The 21,274-nt window shown below is 41.2% G+C and carries 18 protein-coding genes and 1 other annotated feature; of the genes, 16 read left to right on the forward strand and 2 right to left on the reverse strand.

Annotation, left to right across the window (positions count from 1 at the left end):
* Positions 1–560 precede the first annotated feature (560 nt).
* Entirely contained in the window at positions 561–1,718 is a 1,158-nt protein-coding gene (locus GJU40_RS06285) for an endo-1,4-beta-xylanase (RefSeq protein WP_154306905.1), read from the reverse strand.
* A gap of 369 nt (positions 1,719–2,087) precedes the next feature.
* Positions 2,088–3,263, reverse strand: coding sequence for an ROK family transcriptional regulator (locus GJU40_RS06290; RefSeq protein WP_154306906.1), 1,176 nt, complete (start codon positions 3,261–3,263; stop codon positions 2,088–2,090).
* A 206-nt stretch (positions 3,264–3,469) separates the two neighbouring features.
* Here GJU40_RS06290 and xylA point away from each other — a divergent pair, with 206 nt between their 5' ends.
* The 16 genes from xylA to rplT all read left to right on the forward strand — a co-directional run bounded on the left by xylA (position 3,470) and on the right by rplT (position 21,250).
* On the forward strand, positions 3,470–4,801 hold the full coding sequence (gene xylA / locus GJU40_RS06295) for a xylose isomerase (RefSeq protein WP_154306907.1): 1,332 nt from the start codon (positions 3,470–3,472) through the stop codon (positions 4,799–4,801).
* A 206-nt stretch (positions 4,802–5,007) separates the two neighbouring features.
* Complete coding sequence (gene xylB / locus GJU40_RS06300) at positions 5,008–6,507, forward strand: xylulokinase (protein WP_154306960.1); 1,500 nt, start codon at positions 5,008–5,010, stop codon at positions 6,505–6,507.
* A 16-nt stretch (positions 6,508–6,523) separates the two neighbouring features.
* On the forward strand, positions 6,524–7,507 hold the full coding sequence (locus GJU40_RS06305; RefSeq protein ID WP_154306908.1) for an aldo/keto reductase: 984 nt from the start codon (positions 6,524–6,526) through the stop codon (positions 7,505–7,507).
* 386 nt (positions 7,508–7,893) lie between these two features.
* Positions 7,894–8,274 (forward strand): adenosylmethionine decarboxylase, encoded by a 381-nt coding sequence (speD, locus tag GJU40_RS06310; protein ID WP_154306909.1) that lies wholly within the window; start codon positions 7,894–7,896, stop codon positions 8,272–8,274.
* A gap of 122 nt (positions 8,275–8,396) precedes the next feature.
* Positions 8,397–8,798 carry a cytosolic protein gene (locus GJU40_RS06315; protein ID WP_154306910.1) on the forward strand — a complete coding sequence of 134 codons (402 nt, stop codon included), beginning with the start codon at positions 8,397–8,399 and terminating at the stop codon, positions 8,796–8,798.
* Between the two features lie 35 nt (positions 8,799–8,833).
* The gene (nrdR, locus tag GJU40_RS06320; protein ID WP_154306911.1) at positions 8,834–9,292 is read left to right on the forward strand and encodes a transcriptional regulator NrdR; all 459 of its coding nucleotides are present in this window, start codon (positions 8,834–8,836) and stop codon (positions 9,290–9,292) included.
* Positions 9,293–9,494: 202 nt separating this feature from the next.
* On the forward strand, positions 9,495–10,865 hold the full coding sequence (locus tag GJU40_RS06325) for a replication initiation and membrane attachment family protein (protein WP_154306912.1): 1,371 nt from the start codon (positions 9,495–9,497) through the stop codon (positions 10,863–10,865).
* A gap of 12 nt (positions 10,866–10,877) precedes the next feature.
* The gene (gene dnaI, locus GJU40_RS06330) at positions 10,878–11,813 is read left to right on the forward strand and encodes a primosomal protein DnaI (RefSeq protein WP_154306913.1); all 936 of its coding nucleotides are present in this window, start codon (positions 10,878–10,880) and stop codon (positions 11,811–11,813) included.
* A 711-nt stretch (positions 11,814–12,524) separates the two neighbouring features.
* Entirely contained in the window at positions 12,525–13,352 is an 828-nt protein-coding gene (gene ytxC, locus GJU40_RS06335; protein ID WP_154306914.1) for a putative sporulation protein YtxC, read from the forward strand.
* A 361-nt stretch (positions 13,353–13,713) separates the two neighbouring features.
* Positions 13,714–15,648: a threonine--tRNA ligase gene (gene thrS, locus GJU40_RS06340; RefSeq protein WP_154306915.1), complete on the forward strand. Its 1,935-nt coding sequence runs from the start codon at positions 13,714–13,716 to the stop codon at positions 15,646–15,648.
* 904 nt (positions 15,649–16,552) lie between these two features.
* Positions 16,553–17,851 carry an ABC transporter substrate-binding protein gene (locus GJU40_RS06345; RefSeq protein ID WP_154306916.1) on the forward strand — a complete coding sequence of 433 codons (1,299 nt, stop codon included), beginning with the start codon at positions 16,553–16,555 and terminating at the stop codon, positions 17,849–17,851.
* 43 nt (positions 17,852–17,894) lie between these two features.
* Positions 17,895–18,896, forward strand: a complete 1,002-nt coding sequence (locus GJU40_RS06350; protein WP_154306917.1) for a carbohydrate ABC transporter permease — start codon at positions 17,895–17,897, stop codon at positions 18,894–18,896.
* Positions 18,893–19,768 carry a carbohydrate ABC transporter permease gene (locus tag GJU40_RS06355; RefSeq protein WP_154306918.1) on the forward strand — a complete coding sequence of 292 codons (876 nt, stop codon included), beginning with the start codon at positions 18,893–18,895 and terminating at the stop codon, positions 19,766–19,768. Before GJU40_RS06350 ends, GJU40_RS06355 begins: the two co-directional genes overlap by 4 nt.
* A 130-nt stretch (positions 19,769–19,898) precedes the next feature.
* Positions 19,899–20,028 (forward strand) — a sequence feature (ribosomal protein L20 leader region).
* 91 nt (positions 20,029–20,119) lie between these two features.
* Positions 20,120–20,638 (forward strand): translation initiation factor IF-3, encoded by a 519-nt coding sequence (gene infC, locus GJU40_RS06360; RefSeq protein ID WP_343031434.1) that lies wholly within the window; start codon positions 20,120–20,122, stop codon positions 20,636–20,638.
* Positions 20,639–20,660: 22 nt separating this feature from the next.
* Entirely contained in the window at positions 20,661–20,861 is a 201-nt protein-coding gene (gene rpmI / locus GJU40_RS06365; RefSeq protein WP_154306920.1) for a 50S ribosomal protein L35, read from the forward strand.
* 29 nt (positions 20,862–20,890) lie between these two features.
* Positions 20,891–21,250, forward strand: coding sequence for a 50S ribosomal protein L20 (rplT, locus tag GJU40_RS06370; RefSeq protein WP_154306921.1), 360 nt, complete (start codon positions 20,891–20,893; stop codon positions 21,248–21,250).
* The last annotated feature ends 24 nt before the right edge of the window (positions 21,251–21,274 follow it).

The raw sequence follows: 21,274 nt of genomic DNA on the forward strand, positions 1-21,274 counted from the left end.
ACGGAAGGGCGTCAGAAAAAATAAGCGGACATATTCCGGTTAACTGTAATATTTCACTCATTTGGGGCCTTTTAAGGGAAGGATTTCCGGTTAACTCATTGAAAATCCTTCATCTTGAGCTTTTTAGAGCCGATAGGGGAAATTTTTCCGTCTATTGAGGGCTATTTTGATGATATTTAGAGATTAAGCGGAATTCTTACGCCTATTAACCAGCCAAAATGCTCTACCAGACTACCTAATTACTTTCCTTGTTTGGGGAAACCCACCGGGAAAAAATAAGCGGACATATTCCGGTTAACTGCAATATTTCCCTCATTTGGGGCGTTTTAAGGGGAGGATTTCCGGTTAACTCATTGAAAATCCTTCATCTTGAGCTTTTTAGAGCCGATAGGGGAAATTTTTCGTCTATTGAGGGCTATTTTGATGATATTTAGAGATTAAGCGGAATTCTTACGCCTATTAACCAGCCAGAATGCTCTACCAGACTACCTAACCTTTTGCAGGGAGACGCAAAAAATGAAGCTCCCATCAGAAGGAGCTTCATTTTTATTGAATGTGAATTAGTCCATAATGGACCAGTAAGCAGGTTTCAATTTATAATCCGGGTTAAATACAAATGGGGCGTCTTTTCCGACTCCGTTATTATATTCTCTTGCACGATCATCTAACCATGTGTGATTATCGGCAATTCCCCAGAAGGTTACATTGCTGATTTGATCTCCAAGTCTTTCATACAGCTCAAAAATGTCATTATAGCGGGCGGCCTGTTTTTTAAATTCCTCATAAGGAATTTGTGCATATGTTGGATATGCAGGTCTAGGCGGCCATCCATAAAGGCTTACATCAAGCTCAGTTACCTGATTATCAAGCCCAAGACTTGTGAACAGATTAAAGGAATCTTCCATCTGCTTAAGAGTAGGCCAGCCGAGTTGAATATGAGCCTGATGTCCAACTCCATCGATTGGAGTACCTTGCTTTAACTGTTCTTTTACAAGGTTATAAAGGAAATCTCTTTTCTTTTCTACCTCGGTATTGTAATCGTTGATATAAAGCTTTGCATCTTTAGTAGCAAATTTTTTCGCAGTTTCAAAGGCCACCTTAATATAATCTGTTCCAGTGATTTGATACCAAGCTGATTCGCGCAATCCCCTGCTGTTCGGAGCGTAATCATCGATTACTTCGTTCACAACATCCCATGATTTCACATCATGTTTGTAGCGTTTAACAATCGTTTTAACATGTGTTTCTACACGTTTTAAGAGAAGTTTTTTATTTTGTTCACGTTTTTTAGGATCAGTCTCCTTCACCATTTCTTTTCCTTGCTTGTCCAGGAAGAACCATTCAGGTACCTGGCTGTGCCAGATTAATGTATGAAAGCGGACGTCCATATTGTTCTTTCGTGCAAAATTGACGATTTTGTCTGCTTCTTTAAAATTGAATTTACCTTCCTCGGGTTGGATGTTAATCGGCTTCATAACATTTTCTGCAACAATGCTGTTGTAATGGCGTTTTAGCATTTTTCCGCTGGTTCCTTCTAATTGATGAGGCTCCACTGCAGCACCGATAGTAAAAGATTCTTCATATCTCTCATGAATAGGGGCAGCCTTTAAGGCACTTATTTGCGGCCCTCCGGAAGCAGCGGCAGCTCCTGAGGCAGCAGGAATCAGTAAAGCTAGAGCCAGTCCAGAAACTAAAGGTTTTTTCAAAACTTTTAACATCTTAATCTCTCCTTTTAAAGTAGTAAATGTTTACGAAGCTCTGAAGTTATACTGAATATCTATCAATGGGATACTGGTAACCTTGGGTAAGATGATCTTCTGAGGATGTAAAGTAAGTCAGCCTCAGGTTTATAACTTAGCCTCCTTTTCTATGTATTCAGGGATGAAAGGGCTTACAATTATATGTATTACAAACCATTTATTCCCTCTATGCCAAAGATTATATCAGCTTCTTTTTAGTTTAACCAGTGAATAAACTAAGTTTTTTGAATATTTTTACTAGTACGTTTTAACCATTTTTTTGAATTTGCATCTGCATGGGGAGTGAATAAAGAAAAAGATCCGGCAAAAGTACCGGATCTTGAGGTTTTATTGATTCATTAAGTTTAATCTGCTTTTTAAAAAGTTTTCAGCCGTATGAGCAGCAACTCCCAAAGCTGTGGAAGGAATGCTTAAATCAGAAAAAGTTACGTTGATCTCTGACTGGTGAAATGACTGGGCAAAACTTGAGACCTCGTCATGAATAGCGGGCTCAAGCCATTTCCTGGCCCCAGCAAGACGATTGCCGATAATAATTTGCTGCGGGTTAAAAGCATGAATGCTGTTCACAATTCCAATTCCAATATTTCTGCCTATATCTTCGAAAAGGCCGATCGCTTTTCGGTCCCCGTTCCCGGCATACTCCATAAGGATATCAAGACTGACGGGAATGTCGTGATAAAGTGAACGTGCTTTAGTCAGCAGAGCCTGCTCGGATGCATAAAGCTCCCAGCAGCCTTTATTCCCGCACCGGCATACTTCTCCATTACGGTCAATGGTCATGTGTCCGAGTTCTCCGGAATAACCGCGGCTTCCTCTGAAAAGCTCTCCGTTAATTATAATTCCTGCACCGATTCCAATTCCTGCACTTACATAGATTAAATTATTGTATCTCTGCCCCGCTCCAAACTTTTTTTCACCATAAGCGCCTGCATTGGCTTCATTTTCAATCAATACGGGAATATGAAAAGCATCTTCCAGATGTTTCTGTAAAGAAACATTGCTCCAGCCGAGGTTGGGCGCAAGCAGAATATCTCCATCATGATTTACGATGCCCGGAGCACCTAATCCGATACCAATGACACCATAAGGAGAAGGGGGCGCTGCTTTCATTAAAGTTTTAATCACATTTTTTATATGATTCAGCGTTTCATCAAAAGAATAGTTTTCATATTTTTCAGTAACTCTCTCGATGATACCACCCGAAATATCCGTTAACACACCAAGTATGTAATTTACCCCCAGATCTATACCGATTGCAAAACCTGCGCCTTTGTTAAAGAGGAGCATGACTGGCCGTCTGCCTCCGCTGGAAATTCCAGGACCGGATTCATAAATCAACTGTTCCTCAAGAAGTTCGGCAACCAGAGAGGAAACGGTTCCCTTATTTAAACCTGATTTTTGTGCGGTATCCGCTCTCGAAATAGGCGACGAGTTAAGAATGAGATTTAGTACGATTGCTTTATTTTCTTTTTTTACCACATGCTGATTCCAAGTTACTCCCATTTTTCTTTTCCCTTCATTGTCATTTGCTATTTCATTATTATATCAATAATTATTAATTAACTATAGTCAATAAACATAGTTTATCCAATAGACAAAGTCTAGAAGTGGTGTTATAATTTAAATCAGCAGGACAGGTTACATAAAAACTTAATAAATTTTACTTTAAATGTAAGCGATATCAATATTTTATTCAGGAGGGAAACACAATGACTTATTTCCAAAACATCAGCAATATCAAGTATGAGGGAGCACGTTCAAAAAATCCTTTTGCTTATAAGTACTATAACCCGTCTGAACTGGTAAACGGAAAGTCTATGGAAGAAACTCTTCGTTTCTCAGTAGCATACTGGCACACATTCACAGCTGATGGTACTGATCCATTTGGTGCTGGAACAGCGGTGCGTTCTTGGGATCGCCATACGGGACTGGATTTGGCAAAAGCACGCGTCGAAGCCGCATTTGAATTATTTGAGAAGCTTGATGTACCATTTTTCTGCTTCCATGATTCCGACATTGCTCCAGAAGGAGATACCCTTAAGGAAACGTATGAAAATTTAGATCCTATCGTAGCGATGATTAAAGATTACATGAAAACCAGCAAAACTAAATTATTGTGGAATACTGCCAACATGTTTACTCACCCGCGTTATGTACACGGAGCTGCAACTTCCAATAATGCAGATGTTTTTGCATATGCCGCTGCAAAAGTAAAAAGAGGTCTTGAAGTAGGGAAAGAGCTGGGTGCTGAAAACTATGTATTCTGGGGAGGCCGTGAAGGCTATGAAACGCTCTTAAATACAGATATGAAGCTAGAGCAGGACAATCTTGCCCGCATGTTCCATATGGCAATTGATTATGCTAAGGAAATTGGATTTGATGCGCAATTCCTTATTGAGCCAAAGCCAAAAGAGCCTACTAAACATCAGTATGACTTTGATGTTGCAACAGGTCTTGCATTCCTTCAAAAATATGACCTTCAGGATCACCTGAAATTTAATATTGAGGCTAACCATGCGACGCTCGCAGGCCATACGTTTGAACATGAATTAAGAGTTGCCCGTATTAATGGCATGCTTGGGTCTGTTGATGCAAACCAGGGAGATACTTTGATTGGCTGGGATACAGATGAATTCCCGACAGACTTGTACTCTACTACTCTTGCAATGTATGAAATCCTTTTGAACGGCGGACTTGGCAGGGGCGGATTGAACTTCGACGCTAAGGTAAGAAGAGGATCTTTTGATGCTGACGATTTGTTCCATGCTCATATTGCAGGAATGGATGCTTTTGCTATCGGACTGAAAGTAGCATCAAAGCTGATTGAAGATCGTGCTCTCGAGGATGTTATTGCAGACAGATACAGCAGCTTCAGAGAAGGCGTAGGCCTTGAGATTGTTGAAGGTAAAACAGATCTTAGAAAGCTTGAAGAATATGCTTTAAGTATGGGAGAAATCCAAAATAAATCAGGACGTCAAGAACGCTTAAAGGCAGTTGTAAATTCATATTTGCTTGAGACACTTTCAAGTGTATCGGTCTAACTTTTCATAGATATAAACGAAAGTGCTGGAACATGCTTGTCTCCAGCACTTTTTTATCATAAAAATTTATAAATTTTGTCATTTCCACAGCTCTGCTGTCAGTTGAATTGGAAGGGAAGCAAGTACCTCCAAGTAAGCGGAAGCTGATTTTTTACATTGTTGTATACAGCGTCATGAAAATAGCTTATAGAAAAAGGGTGATGAAGTTGAAATATGTGATTGGAATAGATCTAGGTACAAGTGCAGTAAAAGTTCTGCTGGTCAATCAGCAGGGAGAAGTGTGCGGGGAGGTAGCAAAAGAATATCCGCTAATACAGGAAAAGTCCGGCTACAGCGAACAAGATCCGCATCTTTGGGCAGAAAAAACAGCAGAGGCTTTAGCGGAGCTTGTCCAAAGCTTCAATGGCGATGCAGAAGACATTGAAGGCATCAGTTTTTCAGGGCAGATGCACGGCCTTGTTCTGCTGGATGAAGATCATCATATCCTTAGAAACGCAATTCTCTGGAACGATACCAGAACAACAGCAGAATGCGGAGAAATTTATGATGCAGTTGGAAAGGACCGTCTGCTGCAAATCACTAAAAATCCGGCTCTTGAAGGATTTACGCTGCCTAAACTTCTTTGGGTGAAAAAGCATGAAGCTGCTCTTTTTGAGAGAGCAAGTGTATTCATGCTGCCAAAAGATTATTTGCGTTATGCCATGACAGGAAACATACATACAGAGTTTTCAGATGCAGCGGGAACACTGCTTTTGGATGTAAGCAAAAAAGAATGGAGCAATGAAATTTGCGAACTTACAGGCATCAATCCTGATCTTTGTCCTCCTTTAGTGGAGTCATCGGCTTTTATAGGAACAATCACCCCTGAATATGCTTTGAGAACAGGCCTTCCTCAATCTGTAAAAGTATTTGCCGGGGGAGCTGATAACGCTTGTGGAGCGATTGGCTCAGGTATCCTGGCAGATGGAAGAACTCTTTGCAGCATTGGAACATCAGGTGTTGTTCTTTCTTATGAGGAAAATGGAGATAAAGATTTTGACGGCAAGGTTCATTACTTCAACCATGGAGAAGAGGATGCTTACTATACAATGGGTGTTACGCTCGCAGCAGGATACAGCCTCAGCTGGTTCAAGAATATTTTTGCCGAGAATGAAAATTTTGAAAGCTTGCTTGCAGGTATAGCTGAAGTTCCCCCAGGCTCGAACGGTCTTCTGTTTACTCCTTATGTAGCAGGGGAAAGAACACCCTATGCTGATGCTGTGATTCGGGGAAGCTTCATAGGAATGGATGCTTCACACCAGAGAAGGGATTTTGTCCGCGCAGTATTGGAAGGAATCACATTCTCGCTCCATGAATCTATTGAAATTTTCCGGGAGAATGGTAAGACAATTGACAGCATTGTTTCTATTGGCGGAGGTGCCAAAAACGAAGAATGGCTTCAAATGCAGGCTGATATTTTCAATGCTGACATTATTAAGCTCTCCAGTGAGCAAGGTCCAGGCATGGGAGCTGCAATGCTTGCGGCATACGGCAGCGGCTGGTTTACCACCTTGCTTCAGTGCGCAGATGCCTTTACTTCTACCGTAAAAACATACAAGCCTAATTCCGAGAACACAGTAAAGTATCAGGAATTATTCAGCATCTATAAACAAGTATACGCTCAGACAAAGTCTCTTAATAGTGAGCTTCAAAGATTCAGAAAGTAAAGAAGGGGTGAAAGGCATGAATTATCGTCAATTGGGAAACACAGACATCTCAGTAAGCGAGGTGAGTTTTGGAACATGGGCCATCGGAGGCTCATGGGGGAAAACCAATGATGAAGATTCGCTGAAAGCTTTAGACTATGCGATTGGCCACGGCGTTAATTTTTTTGATACAGCTGATGTTTATGGAGAAGGGCACAGTGAAGAGCTGCTTTCCAAGGCGACAAAGGGGAAAGAAGATACCATTTACATTGCTACGAAGTTTTGCAGGATGGGTGATATACACTCTCCTGAAAACTATTCTATAGAAGCAGTCCGTTCATATTGCGAACAAAGTTTAAAACGGCTGAACAGGGAACGCATTGATTTGTTTCAAATCCATTGTCCTCCGACTGATATATTAAAAGATGGAGCTGTGTTTGAGGTTCTCGACAAGCTTCAGCAAGAGGGTAAAATAAGACATTACGGAGTCAGCGTAGAAACTGTTGAAGAAGGCTTGATAAGCCTGGAGTATCCAAACGTTAAAGCTCTTCAGGTTATCTATAACATGTTCCGCCAAAAACCCGGTCAGGAGCTGTTTCCCCAAGCTAAGGAAAAAGGGGCAGGCATCCTCGTACGCCTCCCGCTTGCAAGCGGTCTGCTGACTGGCAAGTTTTCAAAGGATCATACTTTTGCAGAAGATGATCATCGAAATTTTAATGAAAACGGGGCGGCCTTTAATGTGGGCGAAACCTTTGCAGGTCTCGGCTTTGAAAAAGGTGTGGAGCTATCTGACAAGCTGTCATGGATTGCCGACAAACGCGATTCGATGGCCAGTGCTTCCCTTCGCTGGTTATTGGATAATAAGGAAATTACCTGCATCATACCTGGATTCAGAAATGAAGAACAAATCCGTAAAAATTTGAAAGCATTGAATGAAGTGTCTTTCACTGAAAGTGAGCTTCAGGACATCGAGACGTTTTATGACGTGGAAGTGAAAGAGTTTATTAGAGGGCCTTACTAAGGACATTTACATAAGTTCCGGGGAAAATGGTTTCATAACATGTAACGCCAGGAACTGTTCACTTGCCCTAAGCCCGCAAGCAGCGGGCTTTTTTTCTTTTTTCCGCCAGCTCCATTCAAATGCGGATAACCAAAAAAATAAATTTTCATATATTATGCTAGCTATCTCTAATCCTTTCAATCAATGATTTTTTTTGAAAAGTATGTTGCAAAAAAAAACTAAACAAAGTATACTATTTTTCGTGAACTTCTTAATATGCTGTGGCTGTGCAGCTACTTAAAGGGTTAGGACCTCTCTGGACTAACTTTCCCCCGTGGTAGTCATGACAAAGCCAATGTGCAAGAATTTCATGTTTATCAAAAATTGAAAAAGGGGGATCCATTAATATGGAAACAATTGGCAGACACGTAATCTCTGAGTTATGGGGTTGCGATTTTGATAAGTTAAATGACATGGATTACATTGAAAAGACTTTTGTAAATGCAGCTTTAAAATCCGGTGCTGAAGTAAGAGAGGTAGCTTTTCATAAGTTTGCACCTCAAGGAGTGAGCGGCGTTGTGATTATTTCTGAATCACATTTGACGATTCACAGCTTTCCTGAGCACGGTTATGCAAGCATTGACGTTTATACATGTGGAGAATTAAACCCTAACATTGCAGCAGACTATATCGCTGAGGCTTTAGGTGCCCAGACAAGAGAAAATATTGAGATTCCGCGCGGCATGGGACCTGTTCAGGTGAAGCCGGCTTCTGCAAAAGCCCTATAAGCATATTCATTGAAAATTTTACGATGCAAGAGGTGTGAATCTGATTCACACCTCTTTTGATTTTGGGGATATTTCGGTATAGTAGTAATAAGAAGCTGTACATAAAAGGAGACCCATCATTCATGAGCATAATTCAAAAACTGCAAAGCATCTTTTCCACACACAGTGAAACATCTGAAAACCATCCTCAAGAAGAATTGAGGAGCCGTTATTATAAAACAACTGCCAAAAAAGCAGTGGAAGTAATTGAAAATGTACTTAAAGATATGAACGGGGTTACAGTGACATCTGTATCATCTGAACGAGGAGAAATTAGTGTACAGGTAAGTAAACCGCGCAAGGCTTTTATGATTATCACGATCATATCTGTACGTCCATTTGAAACAGCCGTTGATTTTTCTGTCACAACGGAAACGCCTCTGCCTTTTGATTTTGGATACAGCAAAAATGCCATATTATCTGTCTATCAAAAAATAGACCAATCTCTTCAATATGTTGGTTCTGGACTGAATGCATCCAGGTAAAGGTTGAATGGTGAATAAGACAGGAGTTGTTTGTAATGAAATGCCCTACATGCCAGCATAACGGTACGCGCGTCCTTGATTCACGCCCAGTGGATGAAAGCCGCTCTATTCGCAGGCGAAGAGAGTGTGAACAATGCCATTTTCGCTTCACAACTTTTGAAAAGGTTGAAGAGATTCCTTTAATCGTTGTGAAAAAAGAAGGCACCCGCGAAGAATTCAGCCGGGAGAAGGTACTTCGCGGTCTTATTAAAGCTTGTGAAAAAAGGCCGGTACCCCTCAAAGAACTTGAAGACATTGTTCATGAAATCGAAAAAGAACTGAGAAGCCAGGGAGCTTCTGAGGTGAACAGCGGGCTTATCGGTGAAATGGTAATGGACAGGCTTGCTAAAGTAGACGAAGTAGCCTACGTTAGATTTGCATCAGTATACCGCCAATTTAAAGATATCAATGTGTTCATTGATGAGTTAAAAGAGCTGCTGAAAAAAGAACAATAAAGAGCCGGCGGAGGTCATCTTCTTCGCTCTTTTTTTAAGGTTTTTTCTAACTGATATAATGGCGGCTGCAACACAAGGTATACAGTGGGAAAACATCCTCTCCACCGGGGAGAGGGGTAACAGTCTGCGCAGCGGAGAAGAATAGCCCTTTGTTATCAGGGAATCCAAAATAATTACAGAGAAGCACTGGAAGGTTGAGCATATGGTACAACATTGGAAGGAAATCATACCCGTTGACCGTTATATAGTCAAATGCAATGGACTTTTGCATGAATACGACCGAAAAATTATTACATTGCTGTATCAGCCGCTGATTGGAGCGAAAAGCTACAGTTTATTTATGACGCTATGGAGCGAGCTGGAGCAAAACCGGTTATGGGGAGAAGAAACTGCACATCACAGCCTGATGGCCATCATGCAGAACAGCCTGAAAGAAATATATGAAGAGCGGATTAAGCTAGAGGGGATAGGTCTCCTGAGAACCTTTTTAAAAGAAGAGGGAGAAGATAAGCTGTATATTTATGAACTGCAGCCTCCGCTGGATCCCAATGATTTCTTTGAAGACGGCATGCTGAATATCTACCTGTATAATAGGCTCGGCAAATCAAAATATGTGAAATTAAAAAAATTCTTTTGTGACAGGGAGCTTATTGGAGAGGCTAAAAATGTAACCCGCTCCTTTGATGATGTATTTACGAGCATCAAGCCCTCAGAACTGCTGACTTCTGTTGAGGCTTCCGAGAGCGCCGGCCAGGGCCTTATCAAGCGGGAGGATGCTTCTTCTCCTCATATAGAGGATGATGTATTCGATTTTGACCTGTTTTACGCAGGGCTGAGCGATGCTATTATTCCTAAATCATCTATTACGCCGAAGGTAAAAGAAACAATTAAAAAATTGGCATATCTTTATGGAATTGATCCTATATCCATGAAGAACGTTATCATGAACAGCATGGATGCAGATGACTCAATTGTGATTGAAGAGCTGAGAAAGTCAGCTCGTACATGGTATCAGTTTGAGCACGGTGAAAAACTTCCAAGCCTCGCTGAGAAGACCCAGCCAGCGGCAAAGAGGAAGGTGAGTAATCCATCAACGCAGGAAGAGGAAATGGCATATCAGCTGGAAACCATTTCCCCGCGCCAGTTTTTAAAGGATGTCGCAGGAGGAATAGAACCTTCTGCTGGAGATCTTCAGATAATTGAAGAGACAATGTTCAGGCAAAAGCTTCTACCTGGAGTCGTCAACGTCCTGATTTATTACGTCATGCTGAAAACAGACATGAAACTTACTAAAACTTACGTCCAGAAAATTGCAAGCCACTGGGCCAGGAAGAAAATCACAACTGTACCGGAAGCGATGTCGCTCGCCAAACAAGAGCATAAGCAATACCAGGAATGGGCTTCCGGAAAGAAAAACAGTCGGAAGGCAGCTCCCATCAGAAAAGAAAAACTTCCAAGCTGGCTGAAAGCCGGAGGGGAGGAAGGGCAGCCTGCAGCTGAGCAGAAGGCTGTACCAGGTGACAAAGGAAACGACCTGGACGACATCATCAATAGTTATTTAACAGAAAAGTAAGGAGGTGACAGAATGGAGAGCATTAATAAGTCAATCCAAAAGCTTGCTGCCCGGCAGGATTTCAGAGAGCGCTACAGGGCACTGAGACAAGAAGTGGAGAAGCACCCTGATGTTCAGTCGTTTCTTTATGACCATCAGGATCAGATTACAGATGAAATAGTGGACAGAAGTTTAATGAAGCTTTATGAATACACAGAACAAAGCAAAAACTGCAGAGATTGTCCATCTTTGAATGATTGCAAAAATCTTATTCAGGGTTATCATCCCAGGCTGGTACTATCCGGAAAAACAATCGACCTGCAGTATGACAAGTGTCCGTCGAAGCTTCATGCTGATGAAAAGCTAAAACAGGAATCATTGATCAAAAGCATCCATATTCCCAAGGATATTCTTCATGCCAGCTTGAATGACATAGACAGAGATGAACCCGCTAAAAAGGAAGTACTTGTTAAGGCGATACAGTTTGTACAAAACTATCAAGCTGATGTTTTTCAAAAAGGTCTGTATGTTTATGGAAGCTTTGGCATCGGCAAAACATTTATTCTCGGGGCCATCGCAAACGAGCTTGCCAGGAAAAAACACATTTCAAGCATGATTGTCTATGTGCCTGAATTTATGCGCGAACTGAAAAGCTCCCTTGGCAATCAAACCTTTGAAGCCAAGCTGGAGGCGGTGAAAAAGGCGCCGGTGCTTATGCTTGACGACATAGGAGCAGAGGCGCTTTCCAGCTGGACAAGAGATGAAGTGCTGGGACCGCTTCTGCAATACCGTATGCTGGAACAGCTGCCGACCTTCTTTTCATCCAACTTTGATTTGAAGGAGCTTACCCATCACCTTACCTATACACAAAGGGGAGAGGAAGAGGGTGTGAAGGCCGCCAGAATTATGGAGAGAATTAAATACCTGGCCCAGCCTGCAGAATTAAAGGGCCGCAATTATAGAGAGTAAGAGGCTGGGACAAAAGTGTTTAAGCTAAAGAAAATCCGAACTAACATTCATCATTCTACGATTGTAATGGTGACTTAGTTCGGATTTTTTCTATTAAGGAAGTATTCTATCCAAAAATAATCATCATTTGTATGAACGTTTTGGTTGTGTCCGAGCCATACACAACGGAAGAAAAAATAAGCGTAGCTATTTCGATTAGATGAAAAAATCAGCTGTTTATATGGAAAAAAAGAAAAACATGCCGGTCGTACTGGAAAAAAGTCAAGCTGAGGATGCTCTATGTGAAAGTCACTGTACTTATATATACGGAGGAAATCCGCCTATACAGAAAAAACAACGAAAATGGACTAAAATTAACGGAGGATTTCCGGCTATGCACCTAAAAAACCTTAAAATGGAGTATTTTCAGCAGCTTAAGCGGAATTCATGCCCTTATTTTCTCTGAAAAACGGTTTATTCTGGATGTAACCGGAATTCTAACGCTTATTTTTTGTTAGGATGGGGAAAAAGCTCATGTCATGCTTATCTCACCCAGGCAGCTAATGTGCAAAAGCAGAACAATGAACTGTTTCATTCAAATATTAACAAGGTTATGTAACAAATCCTCTCGAAAAGGGCTTTAGCTTTTTGCTTTACTTTTCATGAATTATTCTAAAATGGAAGTTCCCTCCATATATATGGAATCAGGTTGGTGCAAGGAGGGGACAAACCATGCTGACAATTTATTTTCAAACAGTAAGAGAAGCGGCAGCTTATCAAAAACTTCTGGCTACCCATACAGGAGAAGTTGAGACATGTGAAAGTGCAGAAGAGGGTGCAAGGCTGACACTGTCAGCTTCAGAAAATTCAGAGCATATTATATCGGCAATGATTTCTTTTATTCTGTTATATAAGGAGCCATGCCTTTTACATCATATAGTGGCAAATAAGTTTTATTTTCGAGATTTCGATGAACAGCAGCAAATACTGAATATCGTTCATTCTCTTATGGATGGAGAAAGAAAAGACGTCCCCGGAGTTCGTGATCTTGGACCGAGGGAAACGGTGCTCGGTGCTGCGCTGTCAGAATTTATAAGAGAAGGGCTCTCATTTTCCTTAGAATCTTTTTTAATGTTCAGGCTGAAAAATTATCGAAACTGGCTGTTTAGACATGTTGAAGCAGCCATTGAAGAATACAAACTTGAACAAGAATACCAGAATTTTATTGATACTCTCAGACATTTCCTTGCCTCCAGAGTAAATGGCTGCAAAGAGCTTCATATTTTGCTGAAGGAACGTTTTTTTGTATATGATGAAAACATGCTGCAAATTCAGGAGGCCGAATTGGAAGAGCTGATTGATCCTGCACTGATATCCTCCATTCCAATGTATGTTGACACATCCATTCTGGCTCCTCTGGTTTCTATATCTCCAGGCACTTTACATGTGTACACTGACTCCACCGATCATGGAATGGTGCAGACCATACAAAACATCTTTCAGGAAAGAGTGCGTGTGTACGGGGAAGGCTGTTTTTACCATAGCAAAGAAGGACCTTGATTTATTGAAGCAAACCTTTTATAATACGCTTAAATACGTAAAAAGTTATGATAAGGATATGAGGATGCTGCGATGGCACTCAGAGAGGGAAGGCTTGGCTGAAAACTTCCCGGCATGTAGCGCATATCTTACCACCTTTAAACTTCAGTTTAGAACAGCCTGACTGCCTAGTATGAACTGACGGCCCCATCCCGTTACAGATGCTTGAGATCCATAGCCGGAGGATTCTTTATCCGGATACCTGCCTTTACATAGCAGCAATGGAAAAAAGGGTGGAACCACGACAGTTATCTATAACTCGTCCCTTTATGAGGGAGGAGTTTTTTTATTTTCCAATTATATTTTAAAAGGAGCGTTAAAAATGTCAGACGCAGTAAAAATTACTTTTCCAGACGGAGCAGTGAAAGAATTTTCAAGAGGAGTGACAACTGAAGATATCGCAGCATCAATCAGTCCGGGACTAAAGAAAAAATCAATCGCCGGAAAAGCCAATGGAGCTCTTGTAGATTTGCGGACGCCGATTAATGAGGATGCAAGCATCGAAATTGTAACCGCGGATTCTGCTGAGGCACTTGAAGTACTGCGCCACAGCACGGCCCACCTGCTTGCTCAGGCCATTAAGAGACTGTTTGGTGATGTGAAGCTTGGCGTCGGGCCAGTAATAGAAAATGGATTTTATTATGATGTGGATCTCCCTGAATCCATTACAGCAGACGATCTGCCTAAAATTGAAAAAGAAATGCAAAAAATTGTGAATGAAAATCTTGATATTGTCAGGGTGGAAGTCAGCCGTACAGAAGCAGAACAGAAATTCAGGGAAATAGGTGATGAGCTTAAGCTTGAGCTCCTCAGAGATATTCCTCTAGAAGAAACGGTTACGATTTATGAACAAGGTGAATTTTTCGATCTATGCCGCGGCATCCATGTTCCTTCTACAGGAAAGTTGAAAGAGTTTAAGCTGCTGAGTGTTGCCGGCGCTTACTGGCGCGGAAACAGCGATAACAAAATGCTCCAAAGAATCTACGGAACAGCATTCTTTAAAAAGGCCGATCTGCAGGAGCACCTGCGTCTGCTTGAGGAAGCGAAAGAGCGGGATCACCGAAAGCTTGGGAAAGAGCTGAATTTGTTTACCACTTCACAGAAAGTCGGCCAGGGGCTACCATTATGGCTGCCTAAAGGAGCGACAATCAGAAGAATTATTGAGCGATATATTGTGGATAAAGAAGTACGCCTGGGCTATGATCACGTTTATACACCGGTTATGGGAAGCGTGGAACTTTATAAAACATCGGGACACTGGGATCATTATCAGGATGATATGTTCCCTGCCATGTCGATGGATAATGAAGATTTGGTGCTCCGCCCGATGAATTGTCCCCATCATATGATGGTATATAAAAATGACATTCACAGCTATCGCGAACTGCCAATCCGCATCGCAGAACTTGGAACTATGCACCGATATGAAATGTCCGGAGCTCTCACAGGCTTGCAGCGCGTGCGCGGCATGACACTGAATGATGCACATATTTTTGTAAGGCCTGATCAAATTAAAGATGAGTTTATCCGTGTGGTCCGTTTGATTGAAGAAGTGTATAAAGACTTTGGCATTGATCAATATTCGTTCAGATTGTCTTACAGAGATCCTGAGGACCACGAAAAGTACTTTAATGACGATGCAATGTGGGATCGTGCTCAGTCAATGCTGAAGGAAGCAATGGATGAGCTTGGACATGATTACTTTGAAGCAGAGGGAGAAGCGGCATTTTACGGACCGAAGCTCGATGTTCAAGTGAGGACTGCTCTGGGCAAGGATGAAACTCTTTCTACTGTGCAGCTGGATTTCCTCCTTCCTGAACGATTTGATTTAAATTACATTGGAGAAGACGGAAAGCAGCACCGTCCTGTGGTCATTCATCGCGGAGTTGTTTCAACGATGGAGCGTTTTGTTGCGTTTCTTATCGAAGAATACAAAGGAGCATTCCCGACATGGCTTGCACCTGTTCAGGTTCAGGTAATTCCGGTATCTCCTGGAGCGCACCTGGATTATGCCCAGAGAGTCCGGGAAGAACTTCAGGCACAGGGAATCAGGGCAGAGCTTGATGTCAGGGATGAGAAAATCGGCTATAAAATTCGTGAAGCTCAAATACAGAAAATTCCTTATATGCTGGTGCTTGGTGATCAGGAAATTCAGGAAGAAACTGTTAATGTAAGAAAATACGGAGAGCAAAAATCAGAAACACTGCCTTTGCAGCAATTTGTTGATTCGATCGTAAAGGAAACAAAAAGAGCATAAACGGGTTTGGATATAACTGTAATTAAAAATGGGTTAATCATAATATCACATCCCAAAATAAAATTGCGAAAAGGGTGCCTTAGTGTATTAACGGGTATGGTTCGCAGACTACAAATCACGACCGATTAAAACAGCATAAGAAACAACATAAAGAAAAGCAAAAAGGAGCGACAATCGCTCCTTTTTTTATTAATTCCTAAAATCACTCTCCCAATCTTAATCTTCATTCTTATAAGATATTTCTTCATCATTTCTTTTCTAAGCCAATGGTGACAGGGACATCCTTTTCCCCCTTATTCTCATAAATTCTACAGAGCTGCGTCTTTCTTTTCAGTAACCTCTTTGAAATAGCTTACCTTCGAGTTCTGAGTTGTACTTTTTTCTTTGTGTGACTGTCCGGTAAAAAATAATGATTCCTTACAACTTTGTAAGTGATTTTGCATCACTTTATTAAAGACATAAAAGGTTATCCTGCTACGCGGAAATGCACAAATAAACAGATATTTTTTTATCACTGTTGTTTCAGATTTCTTCTTTATATATCTATAATTTGTAAATACTTTATTTTCAAGGGTCCAATGAACGATATATAGAACGAGTAGTATCTCGAAGGATAAAAGGAAGACTGCAGTTATGGGAGAAGCAGAAGCAGCAAGAGAAGCGGGAGTCTCAGAGCAAAACAGATAAGCAGTAAATTACAGGAAGTATTTTGTAAAAATATTGTAAAATAATAAATCTAAAGAACTATGAAGTAGGCGTTTGAAATATTGCTGATTGGAAAAACATGTCGATAATCATATTTTGAGACTGTCGAAAAAAAGGGGTTTATGTCAAAAGAACTTGGGTATATAGGTAAAGACTTTATCATTCTAAAGTGTTCTATAAAAAGGAGGAGTTTTAAGTTATGAAACGATTTAGTACTTTATTTTTATCATTCATTCTTATCTTAGGCATGCTTGCAGGCTGTTCTGGAAACAGCAGCCAATCAGGAGCAACCGCTGAGACGAAAGATGGAAAAGTGGTTATTGATTTCTGGTCATTTTGGGGATCAGAGACAAGAAGACCAATTATTGAGAAAATCATTTCTGATTACAATGAATCACAGGATAAAGTACAAGTAAAGCACACGTTTCTTCCATGGGGAGATATCTGGACGAAAAATCTAGCTTCTATAGCCGCTGGGAGTCCTGCAGATGTCGTAATCAATGATATTAACACAGTAGCCCACAGAGCGAAGAACAATCAGTCTACTGATTTGAGCCCGTATCTTGATGACGCTTATGCAGACTCGCTGTATCCTCATCTTTGGGAAACCGTTCTGTATGAAGATAAGCCGTACGCTGCTCCATTTGTAACGGATACCAGACTATTATTCTATAATAAAGATGCTTTCAGAGAAGCGGGACTAGATCCGAACAAACCGCCTAAAACGTGGGACGAGCTTGAAGAGTATGCTCAAAAACTTGATATTAAACAAGGCAGCAGCTATGAAAGAATTGGCTTTTATCCTCTGTTTGGAAGCCTTGGAGCCGGAAGCTGGATGAACTTCGGGGATGAAGGAAACGGTTATATCAGCGAAAATGAAGATATTCAGATTGCGACTGAGAATAAAATTCAAACAATGAACTGGCTGCTTGACTGGCAGGAGAGATACGGACAGCAGAATATTCAGACTTTCAGAGCAGAATTTGGAAGTGAACAGGCCAATCCGTTTATTTCAGGAAAAGTAGCCATGTGGGCAGATGTTGGAACCTTCTATACACAAATTCGCGACTATGGTCAGGATATGGACTTTGGTGTAGCCCCAATCCCTGCTAAAACAGAAAACGATCAGCATTTCAGTGAAGGCGGAGGCTTTGTTGCCGAAGTTCCTAAGGGAGCATCTCATCCTGAAGAAGCAGCGGATTTTATCAAATACTTAACTGGACCTGAAGCGCAGAAATACTGGGCAGCGCAGAACTTCGACAATGTTGCGAATATAGAAGCAGCTGAACAGACGATCAATGACCTGCAAGGCAAGGATGAAGAGGTTTATAAAGCTGCTGTAGATAATCTTGAACATACACTAATGTTCCCTACGCCGGTTAAATACCCTGATTATCTTGACAGAATTAATCCTGTAATTGATGAAATTATGCTTGGCCGTGTAAGTCCTGAAGATGGATTGAACCGTGCACAAAGTCAGGTAGAGAAAATGAAATAAACAAATTTATGAGAAGGACCCGGTAACGAAGGGAAGTGTATATATGGAGTCTACAACAGTAAGTGTCAGCACCAAAAAACAAAAAGAGAAAATTGAAGAGGCTGCAGAGGCTTACATCAAGGAGCCTCAAAAGACAGCATCCCTGAAAAAAATGAAATCAAGGGAAACACTAATGGGCTATCTGTTTATCAGTCCCTGGCTTATCGGGTTCATTTGCTTAACTCTTGGCCCTCTGCTGTTTTCCCTTTATGCAAGTTTTACGAATTATAATATTACGTCAACTCTTGATTTTATAGGTTTTCAAAACTATGTGAAAATGTTTACCATTGATGACCTTTTTTGGACATCTCTGTGGAATACAACGTTTTATGTGATTTTTTCGGTGCCGCTGACGACGGCAGGCGCCATCTTTGTAGCGGTTTTAATGAATCAGAAGATAAAAGGAATTGCATTTTTTAGAACCATTTACTATCTGCCGGCAGTTCTGTCAGGGGTAGCAGTATATTTCCTGTGGATGCAGCTTCTTGCACCATCAACAGGTCTTGTGAATACATTGCTGGGCTTTGTTGGCATACAAGGGCCAACATGGCTCTTTGATCCTCAGTGGACGAAACCGGCACTGATATTAATGAAATTATGGAGTGTGGGCGGAGGCATGCTGCTGTATCTTGCCAGCCTGCAGGGTGTGTCGCCGCAGATGTATGAAGCTGCGGAACTTGATGGGGCAAGCCCGTTAAGGCAATTCTGGCATATTACAGTGCCGATGATTACACCGATTATCTTTTTTGATATTGTCACAAGTACAATTGGAGCGTTTCAAATTTTCCAGGAAGCTTATGTTATGACCGAAAACGGAAGCGGCGGACCGGCAAATTCCCTTCTATTCTTCAATTTACACATGTGGAACAATGCATTCAGAACTTTTGATATGGGATATGCATCCGCTATGGCCTGGATCCTGTTTATCATTGTGATGATTCTGACATTTATCAATATGAAACTTGGGAAGAAATGGGTATTTTATGGGGGAGGCGACAACAAATGACCACTAAAACAAAAACACTCCCTGCTTTTTACGAAACTATGACATTCAGAAAAAGAATGAAAAACTTTTTTCTGACATTGATTTTGCTGCTCGGAAGCGTTTTGATCCTGTCGCCTGTCTGGTGGATGATTGCTACATCCTTAAAATCTCCCGCTGAGATTATGCAATTTCCTCCAAGCTTCATCCCTAAAGACCCGCAATGGTCAAATTATATAGAAGCATGGCGTTCGGCCGCATTCACCCGCTGGACGATGAATACACTGTTTATAGCAGTTTGCGGAGTTATCGGGAGTGTGTTTGTCAACTCGCTTGTAGCGTATGGATTTGCCAAAATTAAATTTAAGGGAAGAAACTTTCTCTTCATGCTTGTTCTGTCGACAATGCTGATACCAGGTTTTGTCCTTCTGGTTCCACAGTATGTCCTGTTTTCTAAAATTGGCTGGATCAATACCTATCTTCCCCTGATAGTGCCTGCATTTTTGGGTAACGCATTTTTTATCTTTTTGCTCAGACAGTTTATGATGACGATACCGAATGAACTGGTTGAAGCAGCGGTCATGGATGGAGCGGGGCATCTGAAAATTTGGTGGCATGTCATGCTTCCGCTCGTTAAGCCCGCACTGATCACTGTTGCTATCTTCTCCTTCAATGGAGCATGGAATGACCTGCTTGGCCCTCTCTTATACATTAATGATGAAAGTAAGTACACCCTGCAGATAGGACTGCAGACGTTTAAGGGGACGGTTCAGACGCAGTGGCATTATTTAATGGCAATGTCGGTCATGGTTCTCCTTCCGGTCGTGATTCTATTCTTCTTGTTCCAAAAGCACTTTATTGAAGGCTCGAATATTGGAACAAGTATGAAGGGGTAAAAAAGTGGTTGCTATTTGCAGTACTATCTGGTAACATTACTTTTAGTGTTTAAAGTGCACATTGTTTTCTTGACATAATAGATTTTTCTATGATATAGTTTACAAGGTGAATTGAATAGTCGTTTATATGATACGCAAGCAGAAGCACCCGCTTCTCACCTGATTGACGCTAAAATGCAGTTGGCAGGTATACGAGATCGAATCAATTATTTTTGAAATCGTAGTGTGGGTGTTTTGTGCACCCGCACTTTTTTATTTGCACAAAAAACTTGCAGATTAGTGTCAATCATTGCTAAACAAAACTTTTAGTATGACAATCACTATTCACTTAAAATTCCTTGGAGGTGGCTAATTATTAGCAAAGACATGTTAGTAAACGAGGGCATTCGCGCCCGTGAGGTTCGTCTAATCGGTCAGAACGGGGATCAGCTTGGAATTAAGTCTCGTCAAGAAGCATTGGAAATTGCTACAAGAGCTAATCTTGATCTGGTTATGGTTGCAGCAAACGCAAAACCGCCTGTATGCCGAATTATGGACTACGGGAAATTCCGCTTTGAACAGCAGAAGAAAGATAAGGAAGCTCGCAAGAACCAAAAGATCATCAACTTAAAAGAAGTTCGTTTAAGTCCGACGATTGAAGAGCATGACTTTAACACGAAGCTTCGCAATGCTATCAAGTTCCTTGAAAAAGGGGACAAAGTGAAGGCATCGATTCGTTTTAAAGGCCGTGCGATTACACACAAGGAAATCGGTCAGCGTGTTCTTGACAGATTCTCCAAAGCCTGTGAAGAAGTATCAACAGTTGAAACTGCTCCTAAAATGGACGGACGCAGTATGTTCTTAATACTTGCACCTAAAAACGAAAAGTAATTGATACGAGGAGGAAACCCCTATGCCAAAAATGAAAACTCATCGTGGAGCTGCAAAGCGTTTTAAAAAGACTGGATCAGGTAAATTAAAACGTTCAAAAGCATACACGAGCCACTTGTTCGCAAACAAATCTACTAAGCAAAAACGTAAGCTTCGCAAAGGTACGCTTGTAAGCAAAGGCGACTTCAAACGCATTCGTCATTTATTAGACAACTTAAAATAAATCGTTAGTTATATAGGAGGGAATTCACTATGCCAAGAGTTAAAGGCGGTACTGTAACACGCAAACGTCGTAAAAAAGTCATTAAATTAGCAAAAGGTTATTTCGGTTCCAAACACACACTATACAAGGTTGCTAATCAGCAGGTAATGAAATCCTTAATGTATGCTTATCGTGACCGTCGCCAGAAAAAGCGCGACTTCCGTAAGCTTTGGATCACTCGTATTAATGCAGCAGCTCGTATGAACGGTCTTTCTTACAGCCGTCTTATGCACGGTTTGAAGCTTGCTGGCATCGAAGTGAACCGCAAAATGCTTGCTGATCTTGCTGTTAGCGATACAGCTGCATTTGCTCAACTAGCAGAAGCTGCAAAATCAAAACTGGACGCTTAATTCAAAAAAGCCATTCTCAAAAGG

The sequence above is a fragment of the Metabacillus lacus genome (assembly GCF_009674805.1).
GTDB lineage: Bacteria > Bacillota > Bacilli > Bacillales > Bacillaceae > Metabacillus_C > Metabacillus_C lacus.

What these genes read in the sequence shown, in the direction of transcription:
- GJU40_RS06285 (WP_154306905.1), bottom strand. Translation starts at nt 1,718, where the DNA reads ATGTTAAAAGTTTTGAAAAAACCTTTAGTTTCTGGACTGGCTCTAGCT.
- GJU40_RS06290 (WP_154306906.1), bottom strand. Translation starts at nt 3,263, where the DNA reads ATGGGAGTAACTTGGAATCAGCATGTGGTAAAAAAAGAAAATAAAGCA.
- xylA (WP_154306907.1), top strand. Translation starts at nt 3,470, where the DNA reads ATGACTTATTTCCAAAACATCAGCAATATCAAGTATGAGGGAGCACGT.
- GJU40_RS06305 (WP_154306908.1), top strand. Translation starts at nt 6,524, where the DNA reads ATGAATTATCGTCAATTGGGAAACACAGACATCTCAGTAAGCGAGGTG.
- speD (WP_154306909.1), top strand. Translation starts at nt 7,894, where the DNA reads ATGGAAACAATTGGCAGACACGTAATCTCTGAGTTATGGGGTTGCGAT.
- GJU40_RS06315 (WP_154306910.1), top strand. Translation starts at nt 8,397, where the DNA reads ATGAGCATAATTCAAAAACTGCAAAGCATCTTTTCCACACACAGTGAA.
- nrdR (WP_154306911.1), top strand. Translation starts at nt 8,834, where the DNA reads ATGAAATGCCCTACATGCCAGCATAACGGTACGCGCGTCCTTGATTCA.
- GJU40_RS06325 (WP_154306912.1), top strand. Translation starts at nt 9,495, where the DNA reads ATGGTACAACATTGGAAGGAAATCATACCCGTTGACCGTTATATAGTC.
- dnaI (WP_154306913.1), top strand. Translation starts at nt 10,878, where the DNA reads ATGGAGAGCATTAATAAGTCAATCCAAAAGCTTGCTGCCCGGCAGGAT.
- ytxC (WP_154306914.1), top strand. Translation starts at nt 12,525, where the DNA reads ATGCTGACAATTTATTTTCAAACAGTAAGAGAAGCGGCAGCTTATCAA.
- thrS (WP_154306915.1), top strand. Translation starts at nt 13,714, where the DNA reads ATGTCAGACGCAGTAAAAATTACTTTTCCAGACGGAGCAGTGAAAGAA.
- GJU40_RS06345 (WP_154306916.1), top strand. Translation starts at nt 16,553, where the DNA reads ATGAAACGATTTAGTACTTTATTTTTATCATTCATTCTTATCTTAGGC.
- GJU40_RS06350 (WP_154306917.1), top strand. Translation starts at nt 17,895, where the DNA reads ATGGAGTCTACAACAGTAAGTGTCAGCACCAAAAAACAAAAAGAGAAA.
- GJU40_RS06355 (WP_154306918.1), top strand. Translation starts at nt 18,893, where the DNA reads ATGACCACTAAAACAAAAACACTCCCTGCTTTTTACGAAACTATGACA.
- rpmI (WP_154306920.1), top strand. Translation starts at nt 20,661, where the DNA reads ATGCCAAAAATGAAAACTCATCGTGGAGCTGCAAAGCGTTTTAAAAAG.
- rplT (WP_154306921.1), top strand. Translation starts at nt 20,891, where the DNA reads ATGCCAAGAGTTAAAGGCGGTACTGTAACACGCAAACGTCGTAAAAAA.